Origin of the sequence: Sinomonas terricola (assembly GCF_034931225.1) — a bacterium.
Taxonomy (GTDB): Bacteria; Actinomycetota; Actinomycetes; order Actinomycetales; family Micrococcaceae; genus Sinomonas; species Sinomonas terricola.
In genome coordinates, this window is record NZ_JAYGGQ010000006.1 from 186,269 (window position 1) to 206,571 (window position 20,303).

The following is a 20,303-nucleotide window of genomic DNA, read 5'->3' on the forward strand; positions in this document are numbered from 1 at the left end:
CTTCCTAGCCAAAAGTATGAGACGAGGGCGGCCGCGTGCCCTCTACCATGGCGTTCATGCCGGATTCCGTCGCCGCCCGCGAGCTGCGCGCGGGCCGCCCGCGACCGATCGACGCGGTGGTCCATGCGAGCTTCGCCGTGCTGCTCGTCGCGTCGGGCGCGCGCTACGCGATGCGCCACAGTCCCGAGGAGAACGTTCCCGTCCTCGTGCTCGGCCTGGCCGCGAGCGCGCTGTACGCCCTCATCGCACTCGTGCCCGCGGGCCACCGATCCCGCGTGTCGTGCGGCACGGCGGTCCTCGCGGCGTGGGCCGCGCTGGTGCTGCTCGCGCCGAGCTTCGCATGGTGCTCGCTTCCCCTCTTCTTCGTGTTCCGCACGGTCTTCGGCGGCTCGACAGCGGCTCACGGCTCGATGCGGGCCGGTCATGCGGCGACGGCCGTCCTCGCGGCGTCGACCGCCGTGGGCCTGTTCCGCCTGAGCGGCTGGTCGGATCTCGCGATGCTCCTCGGTCCCCTCGCAGCGGCCGTCCTCTTGAGCCTCGTCTCGGGGCGGCTCGAGGAGGACGCGCGGGAGCAGGCCCGTCTCACGGCGACCCTGAGCGGCACCCGCGCCGAGCTCGCGGAGAGCCAGCGCCGCGCGGGCGCGGCCGAGGAGCGGGCCCGCGTCTCGCGCGAGATCCACGACACCGTCACTCAAGGGCTCGCGTCGAGTCTCCTGCTGCTCGAGGCCGCCCAGCGCACGGGGACGAACGACGACGGCGCCGCGGCCGGCCGCGCGAAGGTCGCCGAGGCCGCGGGGCTGCTCCGCGAGAGCCTCGCGGACACACGTGCCCTCGTGCACGATCTCGCGGCCCCCGGCATCGACACGGCCCCGCTCCCGGAGGCGCTCGAACGCGCGGCGGCGCGGTACGTCGACCGGCCGCGGCTCCACGTGAGCGGCATTCCGCGGGAGGTCCCTGCCGAGATCCGCCATGCGCTCCTGCGCGTCGTCGCGAGCGCGGCCTCGAATGTGCGTCGGCATGCCGGGCCGGCCGAGGTCACCCTCAGCGTGGGATTCCTGCCCGACGCCGTGACGGTCGACGTCCACGACTCGGGCCGCGGCTTCGACCCCGCTCGGCTCCCCGCGCCGTCGGCCGAAGGAGGGTACGGGCTCCGCGCCATGCGGCAGCGGGTCGAGCAGCTCGGGGGCACGTTCTCGGTCGAGAGCGCACCGGGCGAGGGGACGATCGCCGCGGCCGAGGTTCCGGCGCCGGGCCCGGGGGAAGGCGCATCATGACCGAAGGAGCATCATGATCACCGTCCTCCTATGCGACGACCACCTCGTGGTCCGCAGCGGCCTCCGTGCGCTCCTCGGCACGCAGCCCGACCTCGAGGTCGTGGCCGAAGCCGGCAAGGGCGAGGACGCGGTGCGGCTCGCGGCCGAGCATGGGCCCGATGTTGTCGTGATGGACCTCGGCATGGGCTCGGGGATCGACGGGATCGAGGCGATCCGGCGCATCCGGGCGGGCAATCCGCGCCAGGCCGTCATCGTGTTCACCACCTACGACTCGGACGCGGATATCGTCCGGGCCGTCGACGCCGGCGCGATGGGGTATGTGCTCAAGGACGCCGCCCCCGAGGAGATCTTCGCGGCGGTGCGCGGCGCCGTCGTCGGACGCCCTGTGCTCAGCGCTCCCGTCGCCTCGAAGCTCTTCCGGCAGCGCGCCCGTCCGGACGATGCCCTCACGCCGCGCGAGGCCGAACTCCTGGGGCTCTTGACCGAGGGGCTCAGCAATCGCGAGCTCAGCAAGCGGCTCTTCATCTCGGAGGCGACAGTCAAATCGCACCTCGCGCACATCTACGCGAAGCTCGGCGTCGATTCGAGGGCCGCAGCAATCGCAGCGGCCCTGCGGCGGGAGGGCATGCGCTGATAGCGTGGGCAGCGTGAAGATCGCCACCTGGAACGTGAACTCCCTCCGCGCGCGGGCCGACCGCGTCGAAGGCTGGCTCCTGCGCAGCGACGTGGACGTCCTCGCGCTCCAGGAGACGAAATGCCGTGACGAAAGCTTCCCGTGGGAGCTCTTCGAGCGCAACGGCTACGAGGTGGCCCACTTCGGGCTGAGCCAGTGGAACGGCGTCGCGATCGCGTCCCGTGTGGGGCTCGACGACGTCGAACGCACGTTCCCGGATCAGCCCTCCTTCGGCAAGGGCGGAGTGGCCGCGGAGCAGGAGGCCCGTGCGATCGGGGCGACGTGCGGGGGCGTGCGCGTGTGGAGCCTCTACGTGCCCAACGGCCGCGCGCTCGACGACGAGCACATGCCGTACAAGCTCGAGTGGCTAGCCACGCTCAACAAGCACGCCAGCGAGTGGCTCGCGCAGGATCCTGCGGCCCAAATCGCCCTCGTGGGCGACTGGAACATCGCGCCACGCGACGAGGACGTGTGGGACATCGAGCTCTTCCGCACCGAGGGCTGGACGCACGTGAGCGAGCCCGAGCGCGAGGCATTCCGCGCGTTCGAGGAGACCGGGTTCACGGACGCCGCGCGGGCCTACACCGCGGGCCCGGGCGTGTACACGTATTGGGACTACAAGCAGCTTCGGTTCCCCAAGAAGGAAGGCATGCGGATCGACTTCGTCCTTGCTTCCCCCGCGCTCGAGGCCCGCGTGGTCGGCGCCCACTTCGACCGCGAGGAACGCAAGGGCAAGGGGGCCTCGGACCATGTGCCGGTGGTGGTGGAGCTTGCGGACGGACAGTGACGCCCGCCGCCGCGAAGGCGCGCTGAGATGAGCGGTACGCGCCGCCCGAGCAGGCCACTCTCGTCCCATCTGCGCGTCTACGAGCCGATCGAGGCGTTCAGCGCAGCCGAACGCGAGCGGGTCGAGGCCGGCCTCCCCCACGCAGGCGGCCGCGAAGAGCTCGACACGGCCGAGTCGACCGCGGCGCTCGGCCGGGTGATCGGCGAGACAGGGGACCCGTTCCCCGGCGACGGCACCGAATTCACGCGCTCGCTCACGGTCAACGGGAAGGTCCTGTACTGCCCGAGCCAGCTTGTGCTGCGCTCGGGCCTCGCGGCCGAGTCGGTCATCAGCACGGCGCCCCGGATCCTGGCCGAGCTCATGCTCCCCGAGGAAGCGCGGGAGCGGCACCAGGCCCGCGTGGACCGCATTGCGGCGGAATCGGCCTCGCCGCGGATCAACACGCGCGAATCCCTGTGGGGCATCCCGTTCAGCTGGTTCGTGCTCTTCCAGGAATCGGACCCCACGGAGGTCGTCGAGGACGGCGACCATGTGCGGACCGTACGGATCGTCGCGCCGTGGGGCAAGGCCATCAACCGCGCACGCTTCGCCGTGGCCAATCTCGCGCTCGCGGCGCCGGACATGAGCATGCTTGACGAGCTCACGTCGCTCACCGAGTGGCTTGAGGAATTCCACCCGGACTCGGCCGTCGAGCTCGACTATGGTCGGGTTGCGGACAGGGTCTTTCCCGACGAATCGTGCCTTGACGTGCGGCTTGGCATCGAATGCCTCGCGGAGGGTGACATGACGGGGGCTGCCGCGGCGTATCGGCGGCTCGCCTCGCGCTGGATCCCGATCCGCCAGCTCGCGCGCGCCTCGTAGCCCCTCAGGGGCGGGGCGGCGCCGTCGACTCGCGGACCACGAGCCGCTGCTCGGCGGTCTCGTTGTGCACGGCCCCCTCTTCCCCCGAGAGTTCGGCGAGGAGCATGCGCGTGCCACGGCGGGCCTGCGCCGTCGGGTCCTGCCAGATGGTCGTGAGCCCGGCCGCGGCCCCCATCTCGTGGCCGTCGATCCCCACGACGGAGAGGTCCTCCGGGATCCGGATTCCCTGCCGACGGGCCTCGAACATGACCCCGAGCGCCATTTCGTCCGAGGCGCACATGATCGCCGTCGGCCTCGGGGCGGGGAATTCCATGTAGCGGCGCATCGCCTCAACGCCACTTTCGACCGTGAAATTGCCGAACAGCGAGGCATCCGGATTGAATTCGAGGCCCGCCTGGTGCACCGCCTCGCGGAAGCCCTCGACGCGGATGCGCGGAACGCTGAAATTCAGGTCGGAGTCGTCCTGCCCGTGAAGGAGCGCGATGTGCCGGTGGCCCAGCCCGATCAGGTGATCCGTGACGGACTTCGCGGCCGCGTAGTCATCGATTCCGACGTTGGAGCAGCCCGGAACCGGCCCGCCGACGACGACGAGGGGCATGTCGATCGTGTGGAGATCGTCGATCTCCTCCTGGTGCAGGTACATGCACAGCAGCAGCAGAGCGTCGATCTGCTTGTGCACCATGGCCTTGCTGAAAAGCCGCTCTCGGGGCTGCGTCCGGCCGCCGAGGTTGAAAAGGGAGAGGTTGTAGCCCCGGTCATGCAGCTCAAGCTCGACGCCGTCGATCGCCTTCCCGAAGAACCACCGGTCGACGTACGGGGCAAGCACGCCGATCGTGCGGGTCTTGCCGGACGCGAGCCGAGATGCGGCCGACGACGGGACGTACCCCAGCTCCTTGGCCGTGGCGAGGATCTTGGCGCGGGTCCGCGGCGACACTCTGGGAAGCCCTCGGATGGCCCTCGAAACCGTTGCCGTCGAAACCCCAGCTGCCGCGGCGACGTCCTCGATGCCGACCATGTTCCCTCCGTGATCCGCCGGCCACTACGCCGGCGAGAGACACGCCGACTCAGTGCTCGGCGTCGTGTGTGTTCCCCCGAAGCACCCTACGCCTCAAGGCCCACAGGCCTCCGATTGCTACGAGCGACCCCGCAAGGCCCAGCGCCCACCACAGGGCGGGCTGCCCCGTGACCTCGAGCCACACCGTCACGACGAGCAGGATGAACGCCCAGAATCCGACGAACCCGATGAAGATCTCGAACTGTTCGATGACGGCCTGCCTCGGGCCGGAGGAGCGGCGGTATGCCTCTCCTCCGACCGCGAAGTGGTCCAGCGGACGGTGTCCGTGCTGTTCAGCCACGCGTTCTCACTTCACCGCGCCGGCGGTGAGGCCGGCGACGATCTTGCGCTGGAAGATCAGCACGAGCGCGACGAGCGGAATCGTGACGATGGTTCCGGCCGCCATGATCGCCGTGTACGGCTCCTGGTGCGGCTGGGCACCCGTGAAGGACGCGATGGCGACCGTCACGGGCTTCGTCGCCTCCGACGAAAGCTGGGACGCGATGAGGAACTCGTTCCATGCCCCGATGAAGGCGAGGATCGCCGTCGTGAACGTCGCCGGAGCCGCGAGCGGCAGGATGACCTTGCGGAACGCCTGCCCCTGCGTGCAGCCGTCGATGCGGGCGGATTCCTCGAGCTCCCACGGCATCTCGCGGAAGAACGAGGTCAGGGTGTACACCGTGAGCGGGAGCGTGAACGAGATGTCCGGAATGATCATCGCCTGGTACGAGCCCATCCAGCCGATGTTCGTGAACAGCTGGAACAGCGGCGTCACGAGAGCCACGCCCGGGAACATCGAGGCCCCGAGGATGAAGCCCATGACCGCGAACTTGAACCGGAAGTTCAGTCGGGCCAGCGCGTAGGCGGCGAAGACGCCCACGACGAGTGCGACGATCGTCGTGGCGCCCGCGACGATGAGGCTGTTCAGGAGGTTCTGGGCGAAGTGGTTGCCCAGACTCGTATCGAACACCGTGGCGAAGTTGTCGAGCGTCACGTGGTTCGGGTACGGGGTTGACTCGAACGTGTAGCCCGTGTCGCGGAAGGCCGTGACGATCATCCAGTAGAACGGCGCGAGGCACCAGATGAGGATGACGGCTGCCTGGACGTAGGTGCGCACGGACCCCCAGTCGAAGGCACGACGGCGCGTGGGCGCCTGCGCGGTGCGGGCGGCGGTTGCAGTCGCGGTAGCCATGGTCACTTCTTTCCGGACGAGGTGGCCGCGCCCACGGCGTTCGCCCCAAGGAAGCGGACGAAGATGAACGCGACGAGGAACACGGTCAAGAATGTCAGCGTCGAGACCGCCCCCGCGCTGTTGAAGCCCTCGCGGATCTGGTCGACCACGAGGATCGAGAGCGTTGTGGTGTTGTTCGCGCCGCCGGTCATGATCGCGGGCAGGTCGTACATGCGGAGCACGTCGAGCGTGCGGAACAGGATCGCGACCATGAGCGCGGGCTTGACGAGCGGAAGCGTGATCTGCGTGAAGCGCTGCCACGTCGACGCGCCGTCGACCTTTGCCGCCTCGTAGACCTCATCCGGGATGAGCTGCAGGCCGGCGAGGATGAGCAGCGCCATGAACGGCGTCGTCTTCCACACGTCCGAGATGATGATCGCCCACTTGGCCGGCCACTCCGAGCCGGTCCAGAGGATCTGCGATCCGAAGAGCTTGTTGACGATGCCCTCGAACGCGAAGACGAACACGAACAGCTTCGCCGTCACGGCCGTCGGGATCGCCCACGGCACGAGCACCGCGGCGCGGATCGCACTGCGGCCACGGAACGCGCGGGCCATGATGATCGCCATCCAGAAGCCGAGAACGGTCTCGAGGACGACGGTCACGAGCGTGAAAAGGAATGTCGTGCCCATCGCGCTCCAGAACTGAGCGCCGAGCGTGCCGGGCGGGCACGCGGCACCGTTGCACTGCTGGGCAAGCCAGTGCGTGTAGTTGTCGAAGCCTGCGAAGCCGCCCTGGACGAAGAAGCCGGTCGTTGGGTCCAGACCCGCGTCCTTCTGGAAGGACATGACGACGGCGTTGACGACCGGGTAGACGATGACGACAGCCAGCAGGATGATCGTCGGGGCAAGCAGCACCGAGGCCCAGCGGCCCTGCGTGATCTGCTTTCGGTCCGCGCTCTCACGCCCCGGCATGAGATGGGTTGCGGCGGCTTTGGTTTCGGCCCGTGCCGGGACCTCTGTGGACATTGGTGACTCCTTTGTTCCCCCTTGATGTGGGGGGCGGGGGGGGGGGGGGGGGGGGGGGGGGGGGGGGGGGGGGGGGGGGGCGCGCGGGCGGGGGCGCCCCCCGGCCCCCGCCCCCCGGGGGCGGCGCCGGGGGCCCCGCCCCCCCCCCCCCCCCCCCCCCCCCCCCCCCCCCCCCCCCCCCCCCCCCCCCCCCCCCCCCCCCCCCCCCCCCCCCACCCCCCCCCCCCCCCCCCCCGCGGGGGGGGGGGGGCGGCGCCCGCCCCCCCCACCCCTCCGTCGTCTCAGGTTCAGTCCGTCGCAGCACGAAGGGCTTCGAACGGGATGACCACCCATGACTTGCGCAGGCTCTCATGGACAGTCCACGTGCCAGTCCATCCTTCGGGGGTGATGAACAGCGATCCAGGTCCGATATCGAAGGCCGTGCCATCCTCCTCCTTGATCGTCGCGCTTCCGGAGACAATCTGGCACAGCTCGTGATAGCCGACGCGCGTGCTGGAGAAAGTGCCGGGTGTCACCTCCCATACGCCGGCACGGATGCCTTCCGCGGACTCCCACACAGTGCGAGACGACTCGGTCTGCCCGGGAACCTCGGCTGTGGCCTTCTCGTGATGCTCACCTGCATCACACAGGGTCGCATCCGTGATCACGATTGCTTTGGTCATGTGCTGGCCTTCCACGTCGATGGTCCTCAAAGTAATGTCCGTATGCTCCCAATCAAATCGCCCGATTGTCAACTATGAACAATGCTGCTAAAGTGGGAATTGGCTCTGGCATCATCTCTTAGCACTACGGCTGGCGGGATGCGAGAGCTTCACCAGCTTGAACTCGAGGAGGGTTCCGTGAACGGGGTGCACACACTCTCTGCCATTGCCACCAAACCGACCGCGGTTATCATTGCCGACCAGCTTCGGGAAGGGATTATCGACGGCGTGTTCGAACCTGGCGACCAGATCAACGAGGCACAGGTCGCCAGTCAGTTGAACGTCTCCCGCGGGCCTGTCCGCGAGGCGCTGCACCGGCTCATGCAGGAAGGCATTCTGATCGGCCGGCCGAACCGGGGCGTGTTCGTGCGGAAACTGACCGCCGCCGACGTCGGCGAGGTCTACCAGGCCCGCGAGGCGATCGAACTCGCGGCCGCGTCGATCCTCGCGGGGAAAGACGCTTCATCCCGGGTAGCGGTCACCGAGCAGCTCAACCAGGTCATCTCCCACATGCGGGAGGCCGTCGAGGCCCGTGATTGGTCCGCGGTACACCGTATCGACCTGGAGTTTCACACGACGCTGGTTCGAGAGGCTCGCAACACGCGGCTCATGCGGGCCTACGCCACTCTCGCCACAGAGGCGCTGATCTGCATGGCGCACTTCGCGGATGCCCACCCGGATCCTGACCACGTGCTGCTAAAGCACCAGGAAATCGTGGCCCTTCTTATGGCCGGGGATCTGCCCGCGCTCCACGACACGCTTCGTCAACACCTGTCCGTCACCGAGGACGAGCTGCGTTCATCCGACGACGTCGAGCAGCCGCTCGCGTCGCCTGACGAAGCCATGGCGGCTCCAGCCCTTCGATCCGTCTGATAGCTCCTTCAACCCGTCGGAGTGGTGAAGAAGAGGAGGGCCGGTCTCCCGGCCCAACCATTCGAGATTTATACGACAGACGAGATGCCTCACGCTCCACGATGAGCGCGACAGCAGCGCATGGCGTTGTGACCAGAGACGCTGTGTCCGTCTGGCGTGACCAAGAAAGGTGTAGTCGTGTTTCAAAATGGGCTCCCGAAGGGCACGGCACCTGGTGCGACCCTTCCTCCACCAGCACCAGACAAGCGCTGGGCGCGGAGCCTGTGGCTCGAGGGAGTGGTCCGGAACCTGAGGCCAAGAGAGCAGCTTTCCGGCGACCACACCTGCGATGTCGCCATCGTCGGGGCCGGATTCGGCGGGCTATGGACGGCCTACTACCTGCAGGCCGCGGACCCGTCCCTGCGCGTCACCGTGGTCGAGGCCGAGGTTGCGGGATTCGGTGCTGCCGGTCGCAATGGCGGCTTCGTTTCGGCGGGTATCGCCGGCAGCGGCGCACGCTACGCCCGGGCCAGCGGTTGGGAGAGCGTTCTGCGGGCCGAGCGCGAGACGCAGCACGGGGTCGACGAGATCGGCCGTGTCGTGTCGGTGGAAGGGATCGACTGCGGTTATCGGAAGGAGGGGGCGATGACCTTGGCGACTACCGAACCGCAATTGCATCGTCTCCGCGCCAGAGTCGAGGCAAAGCATCGTTTCGGGCTCGGCCCCGAAGACGTCCGGCTTCTCACCAAGGATGAGGTTGCCGAGCTGATCCCCGGGGCGGCCGATGTTCTCGCGGGGTCCTTCACCCCGCACTGCGCTCGGGTCGATCCCGCTCGGCTGGCTCGCGGGCTGGCCGACGCCTGCGAGCGTCTCGGCGTCAAGATTTATGAACAGAGCCCAGCGGAACGCCTGGGCCCCAAGACCGTTCAGTGTCGCAACGGACGCATTTCGGCCGAAGTCGTCGTACGAGCCACGGAGTCCTACACGATCCGCGAACGGGGCGAGCGACACAGTTTCCTGCCCCTCTACTCCTTGATGATCGCCACCGAACCGCTGCCGCAGCAGACCTGGGACGAGCTCGGGTGGCGGGACGGTCTCGGGATCGCGGACATCAGGCACCTCTACTACTACGCCAACCGGACGATCGACGGCCGGATCGCACTGGGCGGCCGAGGAGCGCCATATCGACTGACCGACCCGATCTCGCCCAAGAATGAGCGAGATGCCGGGGTCTACGAGCGGCTGTGCGCCACTCTGCGCGACGCGTTTCCCGCCGCGTCGCAGGCTCGGATCACACATCACTGGGGCGGCCCTCTCGCGGTCCCGCGCGACTGGTGCATGAGGACGAGCTTCGACCGCAAGACTGGACTGGGTTTCGTGGGCGCATTCGGCGGTCACGGCGTTGTCGCCGCGAACATTTCCGGCCGCACCATGCGCGACCTGATCCTGGACGACAGCACCGACCTGACCTCGCTTCCCTGGGTCGGGCACCACACCCGGAACTGGGAGCCCGAGCCCATTCGGTTCATCGCTTCGAGGCTCATCGCCAGGACGCTCAACGCGTGCGACGCGTACGAAGAGCGCACGGGAAAGCCGGCGAAGCGCGCACGGCTGGTCAAGCCGTTCCTGCCGCCGAGCTAGCGGCAGCCTACGGAGCTCCATCCAGAGCAGTATCGGGCTCGTCTCCAAGGCGAAGAACCTTGACGCATCCGTACGTCCATGTGCCCGCGACCAGGGCTCCACACAGGCGGCTGTGCCAACAGGCAGATTCACGAGGAAGATCAAGCGCCAGTCAAGCTGCCCCGAGCGTCGCAACGGCTAGCGACAAGCGTTCCTCTCCGCGTGATTTGGGCTAGTCAGTCATCGATCCTTACCACTGGCGCTCCGTCGAACCCGGGTGCACGGAGGTCTCCGCATTCGGGCGCGCCGTTGCCGCAAGCGCTACAGGGCCCGGAAAGCTCTTGCGATGCCTGGACGCTTCGGCCGGAGGCCACTGCCCCAGATGGTGCAATCCCCACAGAAGCCCTTGCGAGAATCAAGAAGGAGGGCCGCCGCGTCACTGGGTAAATTGCCCTGCCCACGGCGGCCCTCCTTCTAGCGTCTGCCAGCGGTCAGCTTGGGCCGGTTGCCACCGTGACCTCTTCGAGGTTCGGCAGGGAGTGGCCGAGCCGGTGTTGGGCCTCGCGGCGCACCCGGTCCGCGTCCTCGACGGTCGAGCCGGGGGCTACGCTCACCACGGCAGTGCCGTGGATGCGGTGACCGATCCAGCGCAGTTGGAGCTTCTCGACACCAAGGATCCCGGGAGTGCTTTTGAGTGCGTGCTCGGCCCGGTGGACGAGGTCCGGCTCGATCCCGTCCAGCAGGCGCCGCCCGATGCTGCGGATCGTGCCCCAGAGCAGGACGAAGATCGTGATGCTGATCAGCAGGCCCACGATCGGGTCGGCCAGCGGGAACCCGAGCATCACACCGAGCGCGCCCACGACGACGGCGAGGGACGTGAAGCCGTCCGTCCGGGCGTGGACCCCGTCCGCGACCAGGGCGGCCGACCCGATCCGGCGCCCGACCTTGATCCGGAAGACCGCGACTGCCTCGTTCCCAGCGAAACCGATCAGGCCGGCACCCACGACCCACCAGAGGTTCTCCAGCGGGTGCGGATTGAAGATCCGTTCGACGGACTGCCAGCCGGCGACAATCGCCGAGAGCGCGACCACGATGATGATGAACAGACCCGCGAGATCCTCGGCCCGGCCTAGGCCGTAGGTGTAGCGCCTGGTCGCCGGCCGACGGGCCAGGATGAACGCGACCCACAGCGGCACTGCGGTCAGCGCGTCGGAGAAGTTGTGGACCGTGTCCGCGAGCAGAGCGACCGAGCCGCTGAACAGCACGACGGCGAACTGCAGGATCGTCGTGCCCAGCAGCGCGAACAGGCTGATCTTCAGCGCCCGCACGCCCTCTGTGCTGGCCTCGAGCGCGTCGTCGATCGAATCGGCCGCGTCATGGGTGTGTGGGACGAAGAACTCCTTCACTGTCGCCCAGAAACCCGTGCCGTGTTCGTGGCCATGCCCGTGCCCATGCGGGTGTGGATGCCCATGTCCGCCGTGGCCGTGCCCGTGGTCACTGTGACTGTGACCGTGGGCGGAGGGCCCGTGCGGATGCTCGTGGCCGCCGTGGCCCGGCCCGTGGCCGCTGTGGTCGTGTCCGTGGTCATGCTCGTGGGGCGGACCCGCGTGGGGTGCGAGGTTTTCGGACGCTGGTTTCGGGATAGTCATCTGAACTCGATCTCCTGCTGCGTGTTGGGGAAGAGAAGCGCCTGCTGCTGGTGATGGCGCGGCAGTGACGGACCCATGTGCTCGGCGTGGTTCAGAACGTCGACGATCAGCTGGCGCACATGGTCGTTCTCGAGCCGGTAGAAGACCCGAGTTCCCTCGCGGCGGGTCGCCACAAGACGGGCCAGGCGCAGCTTGGCCAGATGCTGCGAGACCCCGGTCGGCGGCTTCTCGGCCACCTGCGCGAGGTCGTTCACCGCCAGCTCGTCGTCGACGAGAGCCAGCAGCAGCCTGAAGCGCGTCGCGTCGGCCAGCATCTGGAACACCTCCGTCGCCAGGTCCATCTCTTCCGGGGTGGGGCGGTGCCGCGCGGCGGTGGCCTGGTTGTATGCGTTCATGTCTTGGCTCATGAGTCCGTTGCAGGTCGGCGGTGGCGTGCCACCTGCACCGCCACCACCGGCGGGATCGCTAGGATGAAGCCGCGTATTCGTCGATGGCTTCGGCATGGATGTGCAGCATGCGGGCCAGGAGTCCGTTGCCGCGGGTGAACTTCAGCAGCGGCTGGCCCCCGGCTGCGGCGGCCTTGGCGGAGCCGTCGAAGAATGCGGGGCCTTGATCGGGCGTCTTGTCCGTCTTGTCATCCGGGTAGAGAGGGTTGACTGTGTTCTCGATCTTGGGCCAGAGGGCGCGGGCAGCCTCGGTGGACTCGAAGTCGAGGGCGAGGACGAGGGTGTTGTCGAAGAGCTCGCCTGCGGTCTCCTTTAGCACGGCGCCGCCGAGGTAGCCGGGGTGGCCGTCGAGCTCACGTAGCCAGCCGCTCAGGTAGGTCCGTGCCTCCTCGCCCTTCTCCGGGTTGGCGACGAAGATGAACAGGTCACGGCGCTTTGTCACGGTAGTTCCTTTCCTAGGAGTGATGGTGAAATGGGGGTCGTGAAGAGTCAGGGGACGCGGAATTGGACGTGGCCGGGAAGGCTGTCGAACTCGTAGAACATCGCCTTGGAGATGCCGTCGGTGTCGTCCTCAACGAGGCTCGCACCCATGGACGTCCAGAAGGCGACCGCGCCCGGGGAGTGCAGGAAGGTGTGGAAGACGATCCGGCCGTAGTGCCCTTCTGCCTGCGCCCGGTCCAGGATCGCCTTCACGACCGCCCGGGCGATCCCGCGGCGTCGCTCCTCGCGCAGGACATAGACCCGGACGATCTGTCCGGTGCTCCCGTCGCGGTACCGCTGGACCAGGTGCTCGGGGCTCAGGCCTTCCTTGAGGGCGCCGCCCCGGATGCCGCCGGTGGCGATCACACGCCCACTGATGTCGTCCTTCACGACGAGCATGAACGGGCCCTCGGGGACGGAGTACCAGCCCATGAGGTCTTCGATGTCCGCGTGGATGGCCGGATCGTAGTCGGACTGGAAGTCCTCGGCGATTGACCGCAGCATGACGGCCCGCGCCTCTTCGAGGTCTCCCGGAGCCAGGTCGCTGACCGTGTATCTCGCTCGGGGGTCTTGAATCATCGGGCCTCTCCATCCGAAAGCTGCCTATCTGCATTCATAAGCAGATACTGACAGATCAATGTCACTATTGTCAACAATCAGGTAGATTGGAGATGTTGGCTGGGGAGCCCCGTCCCACGACGAGAACGAGCCAGAAGGCTGCCCGGTCGGCGAGCCGCTGGCCCGGAGGCCTGGGAGTTCTGGGCCTCCTGCACCAGGGCGACAATCTGGGCCAGCGCGGTCTCGGACCCCACCACCTATGTCGCCCGCACCCGCATCGTCCCGGTGGTGTTGCTCGAGGCGCCGATGACCTGGTCGCCGATGCCCTTGGCGCCGGGCAGGCTCTCGCCACCATCGACTCGTCAACCTCGGATTGGCCCTCCTCCACGATCCCGTCCCGGGGATCTTGGCGGCCGGGCGGATCAGGAGCAGGTCACCGGCCTGCATCTGGGCCGTGGGTACCTCGGCGGTCTCGCCGTCCCGGATGACGACGGCGACCGGCGGGGCCAGTTCGAGGAGCGTCCGGATCGCCTCGTTCGCACCGCCCCGGGCACGCATCTCGAACCAGTGCCCGAGCAGCACGAAGGCCGCGGGCATGTATGCGGAGCTCACGGTCAATTGACCCAAGGGGCGGCCTGCGGGTGCAGACCGCCCTCCGTATCTCACCTGACGTAGCTGAGGACGCCCATCATGCCCTGGGCGGCGTGGTAGGCGTTGTGGCAGTGGTAGAGCCATTGGCCGGGGTTGTCAGCGTCGAGGTGTGCCTCGCACAGCCGAAGTCGCTTCAGCCAAACAATACCCCCCTCGGGTATCCAAGAGCCAAACCGAATCGGTCTGCGGGGTGAACGCTCCACGATCGGCAGCCACGCGAAAGGGGCACGCGGGCAGGCCTCTCGGCCTCAGCGCAGGCGGGAAATGGTGAGGGGCGACCAGGCGATGGACCCCCGCCGCGTTCGGCAGCTGTGCCGCGTCCGCGAGGGTGTGCAGGCAGTAGGCCGCCAACTCCCCGGGCAGCGGCGCGCGTCGAGGCAGGCCCATCCGGATCACGCCTGACCGCGTTGCCACCCTCGACCCCGCACCGCTCACCGGGGAGGCATGCCAGGACGGCACGTGCCACGGCGGCCCCCTCACGCTGCTCGACAACGATCCGACCGGCACCCCCGGGAGCAGGCGCGCGATGATCGACATGATGGCCCTCACGGACAGCCCGGTCGACCTGACCGTCTCCGGGACGGACACCCAGGCCACACACCCGTGCCCCGGGAGTCGCTCCTGCATGGAGCAAGGCTAGGATCTGCGAGCTCGGCTCATCTGTTCCAGCTCGAGGGCCGGATTCGAGCAGCTGGCAGGCGCTGGCCTGCAGATCGAAGTCCGAAGCCGTGTTCCGATGGATCCCGACAGCGGCGGCGGCCTCCCTTCAGCTCTGCCGACGCTGATGAGACGGCCGCTGCGCCTCCGGCCGGCTGCTCTCGCCGGCTCGGACGAGACTGCCTGGGTCCGGCCGCCCAGCGGTAGCAGACGCTCTTCGGCACCCCAAGCGCGGCGGCTGGGGCAGCCGTGAGCTGGCCGACGGCTTCCATCACCTCGAAGAACGGCTCGCGGTCACACTCGGAATACCTCTGGCGCTTCGGTTCGTCGAATGGCGATCCCATGGTCGTTGCTCCTCACCGAAACAGTGGGTGTTGCAACGATCATTTGGACTCGCCGCCCTCCTCTTTTGATGACTTCCCTTACTTGATTTCCTCGAAGCTCCTGACGACGGGAGTCGGACCGGTGTTCCGGGGCCCCCGGTTTTTCGAGCTTCTTAAGCGCATGCGGCGGATTCCTCCGCGGCCACTTCGAAAATCGACGGTGAGACTGGAGAGCGAGACCGCGAACACTGACAGGAGCACCAGTGCTCCCGCGGGAACAAACACCACAAGAGGTGCGCGCTCGATGTACGGCATACCCTCAGCGAGGATCAGGCCCCAGTCCGGCGCCGGCGGGCGTGGGCCGAGGCCGAGGAAGCCGAGCGCGGCGAGCGCAAGGGCAATGCCCGGCAGGCGCAGGGCAGCATGGCGGAACACGGGGCCGACGACGCCAGGCAACACATAGCGGATCATGAGGCGGGCCCGACCCACTCCCAGCATCGGCGCTACCTGCACATACGGCTGGGCCCTGACCTCGGCTACGAGCGCTGCCGTGTGCGCGGCGAGCGGCGCCCATCCGGCCAGGGTGATCGCCAGGGCCGCGCCGATGGCCGAGGGACCGAGGATGCCCGCGATGATGAGGCCGGCGATGACTGGCGGCAGTGCGTTCTTGACCTCGATCAGGCCGGCTGCCGCGTTTGGGAACATCCCGATGACGATGCCCAGGACGAAACAGAGAATACTGACCGCGATCGCGACGAAAACGGTGTCGAGCGCGCCGTGAGAGATCCGTGCCAGCAGGTCGCGGCCGGATTCGTCGGCGCCCAGCGGAATCGGCCAGGACGGCGCAGCGAGGCGCGGCCATACAACGGCATAGGGATCCCGGGGCAGGCCCAGGAGGACGAGGATCATGATGACCGAGAGTGAGGCGATCGGAAGGATCCAGGCTCGGCGCGGGCTCGGTGGCTTCGGTACTGAAGTGGGGAGGGCATGGGTTCGCAGCGCGGGCCCGAGCAGTACGCGGCGGACGATTCCCGCACTGACCCCCAGGAACATCGCGAGGAACATCAGGAAGATCACGCCGGCTTGGAGCATGGGCAGGTCCTGGGATTGTGCAGCACTAAGGGTCGTGCGCCCAATGCCAGGGATCGCGAACACCTGCTCGACGGCGACAGCCGCGGCGGTGAGCCCGACGAAAACAAGGCCGATCTGCGGCGTGATGCCAGGGAGCGAGCGGCGGATCACCGCAGTGACGAGGCGCGTCTTCGAGAAGCCGGCGACCGACCATGTCGCCACCCAGTGTTCGCTGAACGTGCTAGCCACGGCGTCTGAGAACAGCCGTCCCATGTAGCCTCCAGCCGGCAGCCCCATGGAGAGCGCCGGAAGGACCGCATCGGACAGATTCGCCCAGCCGTACGGGGGGAACCACCGCAGCCCTACAGCGAAGACGACCAGCAGGAGCGAGGCGAGGAGGAATTCGGGCATCGAGGTGAAAGCTGCCGCGAGGCCGCCACCCGTCCGATCGCTGCGTCCCGCCAAACCCCTGCGGAAGGTCGTGATGCTCAGGGCCGCGGCAACAACCGTCGCCACGATCAGCGAGAACACCATGAGCGAGAGGGAGACGCCCAAGGCGCGTAGGACTGTGGGCAGCACCGGCTGCTGGCTGACCCAGGACACACCCCAATCGCCGGTCAAGGCCTTTCCGAGCCAGGTGAAGAAGACCCCGAACGGCCCGGAGTGCAAGCCCAGCTGCTGCCGCACCGCTTCCAACGCGGCTGGCGTCATGTCCGCCTCGCTGTAACGTGCCCGGAAGATCGAGACGGCGGGATCCCGATTGGACAGCCAGGGGAGCATGCCCAGGAAGAAGATGACGGCGGCTGCCGAGATGACCCGCGACGCTGTGGGAACCCATGCGCGCCACCTGCCTCTGCTCTGAGGGCCTTGAGCGCGTCTCCGAAGAATCGGGACGAGCTGGGTGGAGTCGGCCATGGCTACTCCTTCTGCTCCGTGCTCATAGTGCTTCCCATTACCGTGCGACCGTGGTCTCGTTGGTGACCAGACGTCGCTCGTATGGATCGCGGACGGCGCCGTTGACTCCAGCAGCCTCGCCTTGGACGGCCCGCTCGTTCACAAGGGGGACCACGACGTCCTGCTGGAGGAGCATTGCCTCGACACCCATGACCGCCTTCTGCCGGTCCGGGCCCAGCTTCTGCGTCGAGGCATTCGCAATCGCCTGGTCGATCTCCGGGTTGCAGAGTTGGGCGAGCACGTAGCCGGTGCCCTTGCAGGTGTAGTCGCTGCGGAGGTAGCCGACCGGGTCACCGGTGTCCAGCGCGGACGACCTTGAGCCGATCACGATGTCGAATGCCCCGTGCAGCGCATCCTTGGACAGGTTGGAGTACTGGCGGATGTCCTGCTTCACCACGAAGCCCGCCTTCTCCAATTGCTGCTGGACGAGCACCGCGTCCTCCGGCAGCTCGGAACGATCCGTGTAGGTCGCCAGGGTGATCTGCTTGCCCTTTGCATCGCCGGGGGCGATGGATGACGCGGTGTTTCCCCGCAGGTCCTTCGCCCACGGGATGGCGGGTCCGAACAGACCCTGCGCGGCGTCGGCGTGACCCTCGTAGACGTTGGAGACGATGGCCTTCGGGTCAAGGACGGCCCGCGCCGCGGCCCTCATCGAGGGGTCCGCGAAGACGCCCTTGGAGTTGTTGAAGTAGATCGAGGTGGTGCGGGGCATGGGGACCTCGTGGAGCAGCTTCGGGTCCATCAGGGAGAACTGCGAGACGGGCAGGGCCGCTGCGATGTCGGCAGCTCCGGACCGCAGAGCCGCTGCACGCGCTGTCCCGTCGGTAACGAAAGTGACGTCGATGCCGGCAGCCTTCGCCTTCTGCCCCCAGTAGCCGTCGTAGCGGTCCAGGGTAACCGTCGAAGTTCCACCGACGTTGGTGATCTTGAACGGCCCAGTTCCGGTGCCGACCGCGCTGACTGTACCGTCTGCCTTGTACGCCGCCGCGGAGAGGATCGCCAGCTGCGGGTTCGAGAGGCGGGCAGGCAGGACCGGGTCCGATGTGGCGGTGACGATCCGCACGGTCGAATCGTCGGGCGCCGAGAGCTTCAGGTCAATCCCGCCCAGCACACTCGGACGCGTCTTCGCGTCGAGGGCCTTCTGCAGCGAGTTGACAACCGCCTTGGCATCAAGCTTCGTGCCGTCCTGGAAGGTGACGCCCGTGCGGATGGCGAACTCCCAGGTCTTGTCGTCGATCTGCTTCCATGATGTCGCGAGCGAGGGCTGCGGATTCCCTGACTCGTCGAGCTGGGCGAGCGACTCGGTGGCATCCCAGCGAGAGAGGTCCGACGCATCATCGCTGTAGGGCGAAAGCCCGGAGCTCGGCGCAATGGCCATGGCCAGTCGGATGCGTGCGCCGCCACCGGCTGACGCGTCAGCTGATCCTCCGGCGAAGCATCCGGTAAGGGCAAGGGCGGAGGCGAGCATGAGTGCGCCGGTCATCGTGGCTCGGCGGCGTACATGGTTCATTGGGTGAGCCTTTCGGGGGATGGGCTTAAGTTGAGGGGATTCGGGAATGCTGCGGAGGTCGTGCGAGAAGAGGGTCATCCCTCCACGGCGACCAGGGCTTGGGGAAGGACATGCAGCGTGGGGATCGCCGCCAGGAGTTCCCGGGTCCGGGGATGCTGGGGATCGGTGAGCAGTTGGGCTGTCGGGGCGTCTTCGACGACCTCGCCACCGTGCATGACCACCGTTCGGTGACACATGCTGGCCACCATGGACAGGTCGTGTGAGACCACCACGATGCCGGTGCCGCGCTCGTCTGAGATGCGGGTCAGGAGGGCCACGATCGACTCGCGCATCGGCAGATCCAGTCCGCTGACCGGTTCGTCCGCGATCAGGAAATCGGGCTTCGTGGCGATCGCGCGGGCGATCGCCACGCGTTGCGCCTGCCCGCCCGAGAGCTCGTTGGCGCGGCGAGAAAGGAACCTCTCGTCGAGCCCGACGGATTCGAGCGCCTCTCGTACCGCCTGGTCGCGGTCGCCGGGAACCTTCAGCCGGACCAGCGGTTCGGCCACGAGCTCCCGGACGGTCATGAGCGGGTGAAGCGAGCTGGCGGGATCCTGAGGCACGTACTGCACCCGGCGCCGGTACCACTTCAGCTCGCGGATGTCCGCGGGAAACACCTCTTTCCCATCGCAGGCCACGGCCCCCGTGTCGGTGGAGTCCAGGGCCAGCAGGATTCTCAGCAGAGTCGTCTTGCCCGAGCCGGACACGCCCACAATCCCAACCCGCTCGCCCGGCGCAATGGCAAGCGTGGTCGCCTCGAGTGCGATTTTCATGTCCGGCTTGGCGAACGGCTTCTTGCGGGGCATGGGATACGCGCGGCTCACGCCGCCGATATCGAAGAATGCCGGCCCTCCGGGGGCCTGCACCTGCCGGTCCGCGGCCTGGAGCTTCTCGATGTAGGGCTCGACTGTCGCAGCGCGCGCCGCCCGGATCAGCTCACACGTGTAGGGGTGCTTCGGCGAGGCAAAGATCTCGTGGATCTGCCCTTGCTCGACGATGTCGCCGTCTTTCATCACCACCGAGTCGCTGCACAGCTCTGATGCGACCGCGAAATCGTGGGTGATGAACAGCAGGGCCGGGGTGTCCTTGCCCGTCGTGTACTTCTTCAGCACCTCCAGGACCCGCGCCTGCGTGACGACGTCGAGCGCCGTCGTCGGCTCATCGGCGACCATCAGGCGCGTATTGCACGCAAGCGCCAGCGCAATACACACCCGCTGACGCTGGCCCCCGGACAGTTCCGAGCAGAATCGGTTGACGAGACGCTCGGGATCGGGGAGCCCCACCGAGCCGGCCAGTTCGATGGCGGCCTTGAGCGCGTCCCGCCTGGAGAGCCCGCGATGACGGCGAAGCGGCTCGACGAGCTGATCGCGGAGGCGCACCAAGGGATTGAGTGCAACGGCGGAGTCTTGGAACACCATCGCTACGCGCGCATGGTCCGGCCTCTTCGACACCGGAAGGCCGAGCACCTCGACTCCGTTGATGCGGATGCTGCCCTCGGTGACTGCATTCGATGGCAACCGCCCTAGGACGGCGGCCGCGGTGAGGGACTTGCCCGAGCCGGACTCGCCGAGCAGGCAGACCCGCTGCCCCTGCGCCACGGCGAACGAGATCCCCTTCACGATCTCTCGACCACGAATCGAGATCTTCAGGTCAGTGACTTCAAGAGTGTTCACGATTTCCCTCTGCATTTTCGCGGGGACGCATCATCGAAGATGCCCCGGATCGTTGCTTCAACGCTAGAAGTGGACAGGCAAATTGTCAACACTCAAACAATAGACTTCCCCGAGGGCAGATCAGCTGGTGCAGACAACCGGGCTAAATGAGAATTGTTCGCAAAAGGTGCCGCGACAGATTAAAGCTCATCCCAAGGAAAATCCCGCGGGTGCGGAGTCGACCGGGATGCCCACAGACTTTTCCGGAGATCACCCCAGTTGGAGATGGCGA

At 67.5% G+C, this 20,303-nt stretch carries 21 protein-coding genes and 1 pseudogene; 7 read left to right on the forward strand and 15 right to left on the reverse strand.

Features of this window, described 5'->3' with window-relative positions; translation table 11 throughout:
• Positions 1-56: 56 nt before the first annotated feature.
• The 4 genes from SPF06_RS10260 to SPF06_RS10275 are packed head-to-tail and all read left to right on the forward strand — an operon-like array spanning position 57 to position 3,595.
• Complete coding sequence (locus SPF06_RS10260) at positions 57-1,274, forward strand: sensor histidine kinase (protein ID WP_323278954.1); 1,218 nt, start codon at positions 57-59, stop codon at positions 1,272-1,274.
• Positions 1,275-1,287: 13 nt separating this feature from the next.
• On the forward strand, positions 1,288-1,908 hold the full coding sequence (locus tag SPF06_RS10265; RefSeq protein WP_323278955.1) for a response regulator transcription factor: 621 nt from the start codon (positions 1,288-1,290) through the stop codon (positions 1,906-1,908).
• 13 nt (positions 1,909-1,921) lie between these two features.
• A complete protein-coding gene (locus tag SPF06_RS10270) occupies positions 1,922-2,734 on the forward strand; it encodes an exodeoxyribonuclease III (RefSeq protein WP_323278956.1) in 813 nt (270 codons plus the stop codon).
• A 27-nt stretch (positions 2,735-2,761) separates the two neighbouring features.
• A complete protein-coding gene (locus SPF06_RS10275; RefSeq protein WP_323278957.1) occupies positions 2,762-3,595 on the forward strand; it encodes a DUF8083 family protein in 834 nt (277 codons plus the stop codon).
• Positions 3,596-3,599: 4 nt separating this feature from the next.
• Here the strand turns inward: SPF06_RS10275 and SPF06_RS10280 are convergent, their stop codons facing one another.
• The 5 genes from SPF06_RS10280 to SPF06_RS10300 form a co-directional block, all read right to left on the reverse strand.
• Positions 3,600-4,610: a LacI family DNA-binding transcriptional regulator gene (locus tag SPF06_RS10280; RefSeq protein WP_323278958.1), complete on the reverse strand. Its 1,011-nt coding sequence runs from the start codon at positions 4,608-4,610 to the stop codon at positions 3,600-3,602.
• A 49-nt stretch (positions 4,611-4,659) separates the two neighbouring features.
• Positions 4,660-4,950 carry a hypothetical protein gene (locus SPF06_RS10285; protein ID WP_323278959.1) on the reverse strand — a complete coding sequence of 97 codons (291 nt, stop codon included), beginning with the start codon at positions 4,948-4,950 and terminating at the stop codon, positions 4,660-4,662.
• Positions 4,951-4,956: 6 nt separating this feature from the next.
• The gene (locus tag SPF06_RS10290) at positions 4,957-5,841 is read right to left on the reverse strand and encodes a carbohydrate ABC transporter permease (RefSeq protein WP_323278960.1); all 885 of its coding nucleotides are present in this window, start codon (positions 5,839-5,841) and stop codon (positions 4,957-4,959) included.
• A gap of 2 nt (positions 5,842-5,843) precedes the next feature.
• Positions 5,844-6,848: a carbohydrate ABC transporter permease gene (locus tag SPF06_RS10295; protein ID WP_428985747.1), complete on the reverse strand. Its 1,005-nt coding sequence runs from the start codon at positions 6,846-6,848 to the stop codon at positions 5,844-5,846.
• Between the two features lie 287 nt (positions 6,849-7,135).
• Complete coding sequence (locus SPF06_RS10300) at positions 7,136-7,510, reverse strand: cupin domain-containing protein (protein WP_323278961.1); 375 nt, start codon at positions 7,508-7,510, stop codon at positions 7,136-7,138.
• 177 nt (positions 7,511-7,687) lie between these two features.
• On the opposite strand from SPF06_RS10300, the gene SPF06_RS10305 reads away from it, so the two are divergent.
• Complete coding sequence (locus tag SPF06_RS10305; RefSeq protein ID WP_323278962.1) at positions 7,688-8,422, forward strand: GntR family transcriptional regulator; 735 nt, start codon at positions 7,688-7,690, stop codon at positions 8,420-8,422.
• A 276-nt stretch (positions 8,423-8,698) separates the two neighbouring features.
• On the forward strand, positions 8,699-10,042 hold the full coding sequence (locus tag SPF06_RS10310; RefSeq protein ID WP_323278963.1) for an NAD(P)/FAD-dependent oxidoreductase: 1,344 nt from the start codon (positions 8,699-8,701) through the stop codon (positions 10,040-10,042).
• Positions 10,043-10,512: 470 nt separating this feature from the next.
• On the opposite strand, the gene SPF06_RS10315 is transcribed toward SPF06_RS10310, so the two are convergent.
• The 6 genes from SPF06_RS10315 to SPF06_RS22205 form a co-directional block, all read right to left on the reverse strand.
• Positions 10,513-11,427, reverse strand: coding sequence for a cation diffusion facilitator family transporter (locus SPF06_RS10315; RefSeq protein WP_323278964.1), 915 nt, complete (start codon positions 11,425-11,427; stop codon positions 10,513-10,515).
• Positions 11,424-11,609 (reverse strand): hypothetical protein, encoded by a 186-nt coding sequence (locus SPF06_RS10320; protein ID WP_323278965.1) that lies wholly within the window; start codon positions 11,607-11,609, stop codon positions 11,424-11,426. Before SPF06_RS10320 ends, SPF06_RS10315 begins: the two co-directional genes overlap by 4 nt.
• A 57-nt stretch (positions 11,610-11,666) precedes the next feature.
• On the reverse strand, positions 11,667-12,065 hold the full coding sequence (locus SPF06_RS10325) for an ArsR/SmtB family transcription factor (RefSeq protein WP_323278966.1): 399 nt from the start codon (positions 12,063-12,065) through the stop codon (positions 11,667-11,669).
• Between the two features lie 70 nt (positions 12,066-12,135).
• On the reverse strand, positions 12,136-12,558 hold the full coding sequence (locus SPF06_RS10330) for a hypothetical protein (RefSeq protein WP_323278967.1): 423 nt from the start codon (positions 12,556-12,558) through the stop codon (positions 12,136-12,138).
• 47 nt (positions 12,559-12,605) lie between these two features.
• Complete coding sequence (locus SPF06_RS10335; protein ID WP_323278968.1) at positions 12,606-13,175, reverse strand: GNAT family N-acetyltransferase; 570 nt, start codon at positions 13,173-13,175, stop codon at positions 12,606-12,608.
• 24 nt (positions 13,176-13,199) lie between these two features.
• Entirely contained in the window at positions 13,200-13,682 is a 483-nt protein-coding gene (locus SPF06_RS22205) for a P-type ATPase actuator domain-containing protein (RefSeq protein ID WP_487399474.1), read from the reverse strand.
• Here SPF06_RS22205 and SPF06_RS10340 point away from each other — a divergent pair.
• On the forward strand, positions 13,609-13,776 hold the full coding sequence (locus tag SPF06_RS10340; protein ID WP_323278969.1) for a hypothetical protein: 168 nt from the start codon (positions 13,609-13,611) through the stop codon (positions 13,774-13,776). The genes SPF06_RS22205 and SPF06_RS10340 overlap by 74 nt on opposite strands.
• A gap of 40 nt (positions 13,777-13,816) precedes the next feature.
• Here the strand turns inward: SPF06_RS10340 and SPF06_RS22125 are convergent.
• The 4 genes and pseudogenes from SPF06_RS22125 to SPF06_RS10360 form a co-directional block, all read right to left on the reverse strand.
• Positions 13,817-13,918 (reverse strand): annotated as a pseudogene (locus SPF06_RS22125) (multicopper oxidase domain-containing protein); the annotation flags it as partial.
• Positions 13,919-14,884: 966 nt separating this feature from the next.
• The gene (locus SPF06_RS10350; RefSeq protein ID WP_323278971.1) at positions 14,885-16,771 is read right to left on the reverse strand and encodes an ABC transporter permease subunit; all 1,887 of its coding nucleotides are present in this window, start codon (positions 16,769-16,771) and stop codon (positions 14,885-14,887) included.
• A gap of 37 nt (positions 16,772-16,808) precedes the next feature.
• Entirely contained in the window at positions 16,809-18,320 is a 1,512-nt protein-coding gene (locus SPF06_RS10355; protein ID WP_323278972.1) for an ABC transporter substrate-binding protein, read from the reverse strand.
• A gap of 74 nt (positions 18,321-18,394) precedes the next feature.
• Positions 18,395-20,032, reverse strand: coding sequence for an ABC transporter ATP-binding protein (locus SPF06_RS10360; RefSeq protein ID WP_323278973.1), 1,638 nt, complete (start codon positions 20,030-20,032; stop codon positions 18,395-18,397).
• Positions 20,033-20,303 lie beyond the last annotated feature (271 nt).

Bases quoted from the DNA above. Each gene is read 5' to 3' on its own strand.
- SPF06_RS10260 (WP_323278954.1), top strand. From the start codon at position 57: ATGCCGGATTCCGTCGCCGCCCGCGAGCTGCGCGCGGGCCGCCCGCGA.
- SPF06_RS10265 (WP_323278955.1), top strand. From the start codon at position 1,288: ATGATCACCGTCCTCCTATGCGACGACCACCTCGTGGTCCGCAGCGGC.
- SPF06_RS10275 (WP_323278957.1), top strand. From the start codon at position 2,762: ATGAGCGGTACGCGCCGCCCGAGCAGGCCACTCTCGTCCCATCTGCGC.
- SPF06_RS10280 (WP_323278958.1), bottom strand. From the start codon at position 4,610: ATGGTCGGCATCGAGGACGTCGCCGCGGCAGCTGGGGTTTCGACGGCA.
- SPF06_RS10290 (WP_323278960.1), bottom strand. From the start codon at position 5,841: ATGGCTACCGCGACTGCAACCGCCGCCCGCACCGCGCAGGCGCCCACG.
- SPF06_RS10295 (WP_428985747.1), bottom strand. From the start codon at position 6,848: ATGTCCACAGAGGTCCCGGCACGGGCCGAAACCAAAGCCGCCGCAACC.
- SPF06_RS10300 (WP_323278961.1), bottom strand. From the start codon at position 7,510: ATGACCAAAGCAATCGTGATCACGGATGCGACCCTGTGTGATGCAGGT.
- SPF06_RS10320 (WP_323278965.1), bottom strand. From the start codon at position 11,609: ATGACCACGGACACGACCACAGCGGCCACGGGCCGGGCCACGGCGGCC.
- SPF06_RS10325 (WP_323278966.1), bottom strand. From the start codon at position 12,065: ATGAACGCATACAACCAGGCCACCGCCGCGCGGCACCGCCCCACCCCG.
- SPF06_RS10335 (WP_323278968.1), bottom strand. From the start codon at position 13,175: ATGATTCAAGACCCCCGAGCGAGATACACGGTCAGCGACCTGGCTCCG.
- SPF06_RS10350 (WP_323278971.1), bottom strand. From the start codon at position 16,771: ATGGCCGACTCCACCCAGCTCGTCCCGATTCTTCGGAGACGCGCTCAA.
- SPF06_RS10355 (WP_323278972.1), bottom strand. From the start codon at position 18,320: ATGAACCATGTACGCCGCCGAGCCACGATGACCGGCGCACTCATGCTC.